The 11,667-nt window shown below is 39.8% G+C and carries 3 protein-coding genes; all 3 read left to right on the forward strand.

All coding sequences use genetic code 11. The features are described 5' to 3' along the window. The coding region (locus tag BGL89_RS19605) for a non-ribosomal peptide synthetase (protein WP_286827199.1) at positions 1–5,270 on the forward strand (5,270 nt) is incomplete at its 5' end. Beyond that, complete coding sequence (locus tag BGL89_RS19610) at positions 5,267–7,144, forward strand: TubC N-terminal docking domain-related protein (protein ID WP_002777035.1); 1,878 nt, start codon at positions 5,267–5,269, stop codon at positions 7,142–7,144. The genes BGL89_RS19605 and BGL89_RS19610, both read left to right, overlap by 4 nt. Continuing rightward, positions 7,141–11,358, forward strand: coding sequence for a non-ribosomal peptide synthetase (locus BGL89_RS19615; protein ID WP_286827200.1), 4,218 nt, complete (start codon positions 7,141–7,143; stop codon positions 11,356–11,358). The genes BGL89_RS19610 and BGL89_RS19615 overlap by 4 nt, the downstream gene beginning before the upstream one ends. Positions 11,359–11,667: the final 309 nt, after the last annotated feature.

The following is an 11,667-nucleotide window of genomic DNA, read 5'->3' on the forward strand; positions in this document are numbered from 1 at the left end:
GGGAGATGTATGTGGGGGGTGCAGGAGTAACAAAAGGTTATCTCAATCGTCCTGAATTAACAACAGAAAGGTTTATTCCTAGTCCTTTTGAAAATTCCAACAAATTGTATAAAACGGGAGACTTAGCGCGTTATTTACCTAAGGGAGAATTAGAATATTTAGGACGCATTGACAATCAAGTTAAGATTCGGGGTTTCCGTATCGAATTAGGAGAAATTGAAGCCTTACTCAACCAAAATCAGGCGGTACAGTCTTCTTGTGTGATTGTCCGTGAAGATAATCTAGGGGATAAACGCTTAGTTGCTTACGTTGTACCGCAACCCGAAATCAACCTGACAATTAACGAAATACGGCAATTTTTGCGAGCAAAATTACCTGATTATATGGTCCCAACGGCTTTTGTTTTTCTTGATACTTTCCCCTTAACTCCCAATGGCAAAATCGACCGCTGCACCTTACCTGCACCCGATTTACAGGGCCAAGGTGAATATATAGCTCCCCGTAACCCCATTGAAGAAAAAATGGCCCGGATTTGGGCCGAGGTACTGAAATTAGAACGAGTCAGTATTGAGGATAATTTCTTTGAATTAGGGGGACATTCTCTGTTGGCAACTCAAGTTATTTCTCGTTTACAGGAAGCTTTTGAAATTGCTTTACCCCTACGTTATCTCTTTGAATCCCCAACCATTGCTCAGTTAAGTGCGGTAATTTTAAAAGAACTGCAAACAGGTTTAGGGTTAAAGCTACCATCAATTGTACCCGTTAATCGAGAGGATGATATTCCCTTATCCTGGGCGCAAGAACGTCTCTGGTTTGTGAATCAATTAGAAGGAGAAAGTGGTGCTTATACTATTGATTTAACGATGCGTTTGCGCGGAAATCTCAATATTAAAGCCTTAGAAAAAGCTTTCCAAGCAATTATTCAACGCCATGAACCCCTACGGACTCAGTTTAAGCTCAAAGATAACAAACCAATACAAGCGATCGCCTCCAATGTCAACTTTACCTTACCCGTAGTACAAAGCCAGCCTCTGCAAGTAGAGCAACTGTTGATAGAAGCGGCCTCCGAACCCTTTGATTTAGCTAATGGTTCAGTATTACGAGTCAAATTATGGCAAGTAAAGACAGATGAATATGTCCTATTATTAGCCATTCATCATATCGCAGCCGATGGTTGGTCAGTAGGTGTTTTAATCGACGAATTATCAGCCTATTATCGAAGTTTCTGCACCGGGACAAAAGCAGATTTACCTGATTTATCAATACAGTATGCTGACTTTGCCGTGTGGCAGCGTCAATGGTTAACCAATGAAGTATTAGACCGTCAATTAAGCTACTGGAAGCAACAATTAACTGGGGTTCCCCTACTACACCAACTTCCCACAGACCGTCCCCGGCCAGCAATCCAAAGTTTTCGCGGTGGGACGGAGCGACTGCAACTAGATAGTCAACTAACGCAACAATTGAAAAAACTCAGTCAAGAGTCCGGTAGCACTCTCTTTATGACATTACTAGCGGGTTTTGCTGTGTTACTATCTCGTTATAGTCAACAAACAGATGTGGTAATTGGTTCACCAATTGCTAATCGTAACCGCACCGAAATTGAAGGGTTAATCGGCTTTTTTGTCAATACTTTAGTGTTAAGATTTGATTTATCTCAAGACCCGAACTTTGAGGATTTTCTCACGCAAGTCAGACAAACGACTCAAGACGCTTACGACCATCAAGATTTACCCTTCGAGATGTTAGTCGAAAAATTACAAATTGAGCGTCATTTAGATCGTAATCCTTTAACGCAGATAGTTTTTGCCCTTCAGAATGCTCCTAGTTCTCCCTGGGATTTACCCGGACTAAACATTGAGGAGATACCATCGGGACTTGATTCAGTCAGGGTTGACCTAGAAGTTTACCTGTGGGATGCACCGGAAGGATTGGGCGGTTTTTGCTCTTATAACAGGGATTTATTTGCTGCTGAAACTATTGTCAGTATGATGAATCATTTTAAGAATTTATTAGCGGCAATTGTGGAAAATCCCCAGCAATCAGTGGCCTTGCTTCCCTTATTAACTCCAGAGGAAAATTATCAACTATTAGAAGGGTGGAATGAGACAAAAGCTGATTACTCCTATAACAAGTGTATTCATCAATTGATCGAGGAACAAGCAGCGCGTACCCCTGATGCAGTAGCAGTAGTTTTTGAAAGTCAACAGTTGACTTATGCAGAATTAAATAGTCGGGCCAATCAACTAGCTCACTATTTACGCTCTTTAGGCGTAGAAACCGAGGTAATAGTCGGTTTATGTGTAGAGCGCTCTTTAGACATGATTGTGGCATTATTTGGCATCCTTAAAGCCGGTGCTGCCTATCTACCCCTTGACCCCGAATATCCTCAACAACGCTTACAATTTATGTTAGAGGATAGTCAAGTACCCTTATTACTAACCCAACATTCACTGATTGATAAACTCCCTAATCATCAAGCTAAAACTGTATTTTTAGCTGAAACTTGGGAAGAAATTAAACCAATGAACCGGGATAATTTGACAGAGAAAGTGACAGCTTCTAATTTAGCTAATGTGATTTATACTTCTGGTTCTACGGGTAAACCTAAAGGGGTGATGGTTGAACATCAGGGTTTGTGTAACCTTGCTCTAGCACAAATTGATACTTTTGCTGTGTCTTCTCAGAGTCGAGTGCTTCAATTTGCTTCTTTTAGTTTTGATGCCTGTATTTCAGAAGTTTTGATGGCTTTGGGAGCAGGCGCTACACTTTATTTGGCAAATAAAGACAATTTAATGCCCGGCCTACCCTTAATCAAGCAATTACGAGATAATAAGATTACTCATATTACTCTACCGCCATCAGCTTTAGCAGTGCTGCCGTGGGACAATCTTTCCTCTCTGCAAACTATTATTGTTGCAGGGGAAGCCTGTTCTCCTGAATTGGTGAAAAAATGGTCACAAGGACGAAATTTCTTTAATGGTTATGGCCCAACGGAGGGAAGTGTTTGTGCAACGATAGCTAAATGTACGCCGGTTGATGAAAAAATAACTATTGGTCGGCCAATTCCTTATGTCCAAGTTTATATTTTAGATTCTCATTTACAACCGGTTCCTATCGGTGTACCGGGGGAATTACACATCGGAGGAGCAGGGGTAGCCAGAGGTTATTTGAATCGTCCAGAATTGACACAAGAGAAATTTATTCCTAGTCCTTTTGAGGAGCAGGGTCTGATCCCCCCACCCCCCCTTAATAAGGGGGGCAATCAATGGTCAAAATTATACAAAACAGGAGATTTAGCTCGTTATTTACCTGATGGAAGAATTGAATATCTGGGACGAATTGACAATCAGGTTAAAGTAAGGGGTTTCCGTCTCGAATTAGGGGAAATTGAAGCAGTTTTGAGCCAACATCCCCTAGTACAAGAAGCGGTTGTGATAGCTCGCGCTGATCAGACAAGTGATCATGATCATGACCAGCTTAATACTAATTTAGTAGCCTACTTAGTTCCGGCTCTCAAGGATCAAGTATTGCCTGAACAGCTTGCTCAATGGCAGAGTGAATATGTTAGTGATTGGCAAAAAATTTACGAAGAATCCTACAGTAAACCCCAACCTCAAACCGAGGACCCCACTTTTAATATTAGTGGTTGGAATAGTAGTTATACTGGACAAGCTATTCCTGCAGCAGAAATGCGGGAATGGGTTGATCAGACGGTGAGCCGAATTTTAGGAAATCAACCACCGCAACGAGTATTAGAAATTGGTTGCGGAAGTGGATTATTGCTATTCCGTGTGGCGAAACATTGTCAGGAATATTGGGGAGCCGATTATTCCTCTGCTACCATTAATAACCTAGAACATTTATGTAGCACAATTGAGGGTTTAGAGGGCAAAGTAAAATTATTACACCGAACAGCCGATGATTTTACCGGTATTCCCCAAGCTACTTTTGATCGAGTAGTAATTAACTCTGTTGTTCAGTATTTCCCTAGTGTCGATTATCTATTACAAGTTATCGCAGGAGCAGTCAAGACGATTGCGGATCAGGGTCAAATTTTCTTAGGTGATATCCGTAGTTTGCCCTTACTAGAGCCTTACCACGCTGCGGTACAGTTAGCTCGCGCTGAAGCTAATAAACCCCTTGAACAATGGCAAAAACAGGTGAATCAAAGTGTAGCTACCGAAGAAGAATTGCTAATTGAACCTCAGTTCTTTATCGCTCTTAAACAACGTTTTCCGCGAATTTCTTGGGTAGAAATTGCACCGAAACGGGGTCAGGCTCAAAATGAGTTAACCCAATTCCGCTATGATGTTACTTTACATCTGGATACTGATGGGCAAAAAACGACAATTCCTTGGCTAAATTGGCAAAGAGATGGGTTTTCTTTAGGGCAACTACAAGATAAACTGAAACTGGAACAACCAGAATATTTAGGTATCAGGGATGTACCCAATCAACGATTACAAAAGGCGCTACAAATTTTAGACTGTTTAGAAAATCCTCCTGGGGTAACAACGGTGGGAGAATTGCGGCAATTGTTAGGAAAAAATACCGAGATAGGGATTAATCCTGAGCAAATGTGGCAACTGGGAGAACAGTTAGGTTACACTGTTCATCTCAGTTGGTGGGAAGGTAGTCAAGATGGTTCTTTCGATGTAGTTTTCTGTCGCCAGAATGCCATCTTAGAACCGATAATAAGTAAAGTTGATCAACAACCATACCCCAATTTTTGGGATGATGGGACGATTATTCCCAAATCCTGGACTGATTATACGAATAATCCCCTATACGGTAAATTAGTCCAGAAGTTGGTGCCACAGGTGCGGGAATTTGTCCAACAAAAGCTACCTAGTTATATGGTTCCCCAGGCTTTTGTTTTGCTTAATACCCTACCTTTGACTCCTAATGGTAAAGTAGATCGGCTGGCTTTGCCTACACCCGATACAGCTACACGCAATTTAGCTACGGGATTTCTAGCACCTCGTACCCCGATTGAAACTCAAATGTCTCAAATTTGGAGTGAAGTTTTGGGAGTCGAACGTATTGGAATTAAGGATAATTTCTTTGAATTGGGAGGACATTCTTTGTTAGCAACTCAGGTTATCTCTCGTTCCCGCGATCTTTTCTCGGTGGAATTGTCTTTACAAAATCTGCTGGAATACCCAACTATCGCTAATTTAGCCGAAATCATTGAAGTTCTTAGCGTTGCACCGGGAGAAACATCTATGACTGAAACCTTAGAAGATTATGAGGAAGGTGAACTATGAAAACAGTTGAATTTTTAGCTTATCTCAACAGTTTACAAATTAATCTATGGGTTGAAAATGATAAACTACGCTATCGTTCACCCCAAGGAGTAATGACCCCAGAATTATTGGGAAAGTTAAAAGAGAGGAAAGAGCAATTAATTGCTTTATTGCGCCAAAAAGCTGAGGATTTAAGTGAAGCAGAAGTTTATGATGTCGTCATTTGTGGCGGTGGATTAGCTGGTTTAACCTTAGCAAGACAGTTAAAACTGCAAAAGCCGAATATTTCTGTCATTGTTCTCGATAAAATAGCTCGTCCTTTACCAGAAGCCAGTTTTAAAGTGGGAGAGTCAACAGTTGAAGTGGGTGCTTTCTATTTAGCCAATACGCTTCAATTAACAGATTACCTTGAAAAGCAACATTTAGTTAAACTAGGATTGCGATATTTCTTTAACAATAGTGCTACTCATTTTCAAGATAGACCCGAACTAGGTTTATCAGAGTTTCATCTTCCTAATTCCTATCAAATTGATCGGGGTAAATTAGAAAATGATTTACGCGCCTTTAATCTCGAAGCAGGAGTAGAATTACGCGAAAATTGTTCAGTTAATGAGATTGAACTCGCCGTTGGGTTACAGCAACATCATAAAGTTGTTTATACTCAAGAAAAAGGAAATCATAAAAAAACTAAACTCATTCAAGCTAGATGGGTGGTTGATGCAATGAGTCGCCGTCGTTTTCTGCAAAAAAAATTAGGCTTAGATAAACCTAATAATGCTCAATTTGGTGCTGTTTGGTTTCGGATTGAGGGTCGCTTTGATATCAGCGATTTTGTCCCTAGTAGTGAAGAAAAATGGCATAATCGTGTTCCCAATAAAAACCGTTACTATTCTACCAATCATTTATGCGGTGAAGGTTACTGGGTTTGGACAATTCCTCTATCCACAGGTCATACCAGTATTGGTATTGTCGCTCGCCAAGATATTCATCCTTTAAAGAATTATTATAACTACGAACTGGCTTACCAATGGTTACAGAAAAATGAGCCGACTTTGGCTTTTCACTTAGCCGATAAAAAACCGGAAGACTTTAGGAAAATGCCCAAATATAGCTACTCATCTAAACAAGTATTTTCCTACAATCGTTGGGCTTGTGTCGGTGAAGCAGGGACATTTCCCGATCCTTTTTATTCTCCAGGTACCGATAATATTGGCTTTGGTAATTCCTTAACAACTCAGTTGATTACCCTTGATCTAGAAGGTAAACTGACGCAGGAAAAAGTCAAAGATGCAAATTGCTTTTATCTAAGCTATAGCGATGGAGTAACCTTGAATATTCAAAACGCCTACAATTGTCTGGGTAATGGCATGGTGATGGCAACAAAATTTATCTGGGATACGTTGTCAGGCTGGACATTTAGTGGTTTGATGATGTTTAATTCTATCTACCTTGACCAAGAATTTAGAACGAAAGTTCAACAGATCAATAGCAAATTTTTCCCCCTTTCCTATCGAATGCAGCAGTTATTTAAGGATTGGGCGAATCAATCTTTACATCGGGTTAATTTTGAATTTATTGACTATTTAGCAATTCCTTTTGTCGAGGAACTGCGATCACGAAATTTAAGATACAACCAAACCGAGTCAGAAATCATTGAAAACTATCTCAGTAGCTTAAAATTGTTAGAGGAGGTAGCTCAAGTTATGTTTCACCTAGCTCTAGAAGATACTATGCCAGAAATGTTACCAAAAGTTAGCTCTAATTCTTGGTTAAATGCCTGGGCAATTAGTCTAAATGCTAGTAAATGGGAATCTGATGGACTTTTTGCTCCTAAGAGTGAACCTCGTAATTTAGACCTAATTAAACAACAACTTTGGGAGGCAATTGGTAAGTGAAAGTAGGAGAATTTTTAGCCTATTTAAAGGGTTTAGACATTAAACTATGGCTGGAAGGCGAAAAACTTCGTTTTCAGGCTCCCAAAGGGGTTATGACCCCAGAAATTAAAGAAGAAATCGCTGCCCAAAAAACTGAAATTTTGGACTTTTTAAAGGCGGCAAAAATCCCAACTAATACTGTTGATTTAGAGATTATTCCCGTGTCACGGGATCAGGATTTACCCCTCTCTTTTGCTCAACAACGACTCTGGTTTCTGCAGCAACTTTCTCCCGATAGTCATTCCTATAATCTGTTGGAAGCTTTGCGGTTAGAAGGAAACCTCAATCTATTAGCTTTAGAACAAAGTCTCAGTGAACTGATTCGCCGTCACGAAATTTTAAGAACCACTTTTCCCATGGTAGAAGAGCAACCCATTCAGCGCATTGCTCCCCCTTCACCCGTCAGTTTACCCCTGGAAGATTTACAAGGTTTATCAAAGAATGAACAGACAGAACATCTGCAAGAAATAGCGATTGCTTTCTCCTTAAAACCCTTTAATCTAGCCAAGGAATCATTAGTCCAATTTAAGTTAATTAAACTGGGTTCTCAAGAGTATGTATTGCTGTTGAAGATGCACCATATTATTTACGATGGTTGGTCTTTGAGCATCTTCTTTGATGAATTATCTCAACTTTATGCGGCCTTTGTCCAGGGGTTGCCTTCCCCTCTCGCTAAATTATCGATTCAATACGCCGATTTTGCCGTATGGCAACGTCAATGGCTCACCGGTGAAGTCCTGGAACGTCAACTTAATTACTGGCAAAAACAGTTACAAGATGCACCTACTATTTTAGAATTGCCGACGGATTATCCCCGTCCCCCAATTCCTAGTTTCCGGGGTGATGGGCAGGTTTTTCGACTGAATCAAGACTTAACGCAACGCCTCAAACGGTTAAGTCAGGAGTCAGGAGCAACACTATTTATGACTTTACTGGCGGCTTTTTTTGTCCTAATTTCTCGTTATAGTGGTCAATTAGATGTTTTGGTGGGTTCTCCCATTGCTAATCGTAATAGTTCGGCAATTGAGAAATTAATGGGCTTTTTTGCCAATACTTTGGCTTTAAGGGGTGATATGTCGGGAAATCCGAGTTTTCTGGAGTTATTAGAACGAGTAAAGCAAACGACTTTATCAGCTTATGCCCATCAAGATTTGCCTTTTGAAATGTTAGTAGAAAAATTACAATTAAACCGAGATTTAAGTCATAATCCTTTGATACAGGTGATGTTCTCACTGCAAAATACTCCCCAATCTGAGGCAAGTTTATCTGGCTTAAAGATGGAGAGTTTGCCTTTATCTGTTGAGCTTAAAGCGCGATTTGATTTAGAGGTTAATTTTTGGGAGGTTGCTGATAGGTTAGAGGCGGTTTGGTGTTATAGTACGGATTTGTTCGCCGCTGGCACTATTAAGCAAATGGGGCAACATTTTCAGAATCTCTTAACTGCGATCGCAGATAATCCCAAAACGGGAATTTTTGAGTTACCGATGTTAAGTGATGAAGAACGTTATCAATTGTTATCATTGTGGAACGAAACTCAAACAGATTATCCCAATAACAAATGTATTCATCAGTTATTTGAAGAACAAGTAGAACGGACTCCTAATAATATAGCAGTGGTCTTTGACCATGAATCCTTAACCTATTCAGAATTAAATAATCGAGCTAATCAATTAGCTCATTACCTGCAAAAATTAGGAGTAAAACCTAAGGAATTAGTGGGGATTTGTCTAGAACGTTCTTTAGAGATGATTGTGGGATTATTAGCTATTCTTAAAGTCGGTGGAGCTTATGTTCCGATTGACCCAGATTATCCCCAAGAACGCATTAGCTTTATGCTCCAAGATACCCAGGTTAAAATACTGTTAACCTGCGAATCTTTACAGACTTCCTTGCCAAATCATCAGGCTATTGTTGTCTGTTTAGACAAAGATTGGCAACAAATTAATCAAGCAAGTCAGAAGAATCTTAACAGCGCGGTTTCTGCGGATAATTTAGCCTACGTTATTTATACTTCTGGTTCTACAGGTAAACCTAAAGGTGTTGAGGTTATTCATCGTAGCGTTAATCGTCTTTTGTTGGGCGTAAATTACGCACATCTAGATGCAACACAAAGATTTTTACAAATGGCTCCCATTGCTTTTGACGCTTCTACCTTTGAGATTTGGGGTGCTTTATTACATGGTGCGAGATGTGTGATTTTTACGGAAGATATTCCTACCGCTACAAGTTTAAGAAATGCAATAGACAAACATGGCATTACTATTTTATGGCTAACGGCTGCTTTGTTCAATACGATTATTGACAATAATTCCCAAGCTTTATCAGGAATTAAACAGCTACTAATTGGTGGAGAAGCACTTTCGGCTGCTCATGTTCATAAAGCACTGGAAACTTTGCCATTGACGCAAATTATTAATGGATATGGACCAACAGAAAGTACAACTTTTACCTGTTGCTATCCTATTCCTACACAACTAGAGGCAACAATAAAGTCAATTCCCATTGGTTGTCCAATCTCCAACACACAGGTTTACATTTTAGATAACTATCTCCAACCTGTCCCGATTGGTGTAGTCGGAGAATTACATATTGCTGGTGCAGGATTAGCCAAAGGTTATCTTAACCGTCCCGAATTAACCCAAGAGAAGTTTATCCCTAATCCTTTAAGTAATTACCCAGATTCTCGTCTCTATAAAACAGGAGATTTAGCGCGTTATTTACCCGATGGTAATATTGAATATGTAGGACGGATTGACAATCAAGTAAAAATTCGCGGCTTCCGCATTGAATTGGGAGAAATTGAGGCGGTACTTAGTCACAATGAGATGGTACAGTCTTCTTGTGTGATTGTTCGTGAAGATAATCCGGGGGAAAAACAGTTAGTTGCCTATATTGTGCCTAAGCTAGGAGTAAACCTAACAAGTGGCGATTTGCGTCAATTTCTTAGCCATAAATTGCCCGGTTACATGGTTCCGAGTGCCTTTGTGCTGCTGGAGTTTTTGCCTTTAACAGCTAACGGAAAAATTGATCGTCGTGCATTAAAAGCTCCTAGTAATACCAGTGATTCAGACAGATTTATTGAAGCGCGTAATCAGTTAGAATTAAACCTCGTGCAAATCTGGTCAAAAGTGCTAAAGATTGACAAAATTAGCGTGCATGATAACTTTTTTGACCTCGGTGGTCATTCCCTTTTAGCTCCTTATTTAATCACCCAAATTAAAGAACAGTTAGGCAAGGAAATTGCCGTAACCACACTGTTTCAAAACCCAACTATTGAACAGTTAGCGACCATTATCCAAACCGATTCAAATTCCTCTAACCAGTCTTGTTTGGTTCCCATTCAACCCCAGGGTTCAAAGCCACCTTTCTTCTGTGTTCCAGGCGCCGGGGGACGACCATTTTATTTTTACCATTTAGGACGTTATTTAGGAAAAGATCAACCTTTCTATAGTTTTGAAAATGATCTCTATCAACAGTTTGGAGAAATCACTCGTATTGAGGATATAGCCAGTATTTACCTTAAAGCCATGCAGGATTTACAACCCCAAGGACCCTACTTTTTGGGAGGACATTCCTACGGTGGTAATGTGGCTTTTGAAATCGCTCAACAGTTGGTTAATCAGGGTCAACAAGTGGCATTACTAGCAATCATTGATTCTTCAGCACCCACTTATAAAGACAAACAAATTTTGCTTGATTATATTAATTGGGATCATGTGCGATGGTTAGCTGAAGTCAGCAAAGGTATCGAAGTTTATTTAGATAAAACCATCGATATTTCCTATGAAACTCTTCAACTCTTAACAGTGGAGGAACAATTAAAATACGCCTTAAACTTTTTTAAACTGGCTAATATGCTTCCTCCCAATGCGGAAACTAGGCAGCTTGAAAAAATTGTCCAAGCCTATAAAACTAGCTGTTTATGTCTGATTGATTATCTCCCTAAACAGACTTATCCCGGTAAAATTACGATTATACGGGCCAGTGAGGAATTATCTGATGATCCAAATAAAGATTTAATAGCTGGAGATTGCGAGGATTCCTCTTTAGGCTGGAGTGAATTTTCTACAGAGCCAGTTGAGATTCATTTCGTCCTAGGAAATCATGTCTCGATTATGGTAGAACCCCATGTCCAGATTTTAGCCGAAGAGTTAAAAGTTTGCCTTGAGATTTGATACCAAACCCGTTTTTAAGACTATGATTAACTCCCAATCCAACTTGAAAAACCCAGTTATGAATTGTTTCTCCCCAATCTCCTCTATCTTTTAAACAGGATTTAATCTAAGAACTGACGATTTTCTACAAGTTGTGTGAACGGTAAGACTAATGTAGAATGCTGCAAGGCATCTGATTGCTAGACAGCCGATTTGTATTCTTTTGCCTTACCATGGATTTTATCGAAAATTTGGGTTAAAACCCCGTCCTTTGAGGACGGCTTTAAGCTAAAATGGAAAAAGCGATAACCAAGCTAAAAACTGAACCTT

It is taken from the genome of Microcystis sp. LSC13-02, assembly GCA_002282935.1.
Classification (GTDB): domain Bacteria; phylum Cyanobacteriota; class Cyanobacteriia; order Cyanobacteriales; family Microcystaceae; genus Microcystis.

Bases quoted from the DNA above. Each gene is read 5' to 3' on its own strand.
- BGL89_RS19610 (WP_002777035.1), top strand. From the start codon at position 5,267: ATGAAAACAGTTGAATTTTTAGCTTATCTCAACAGTTTACAAATTAAT.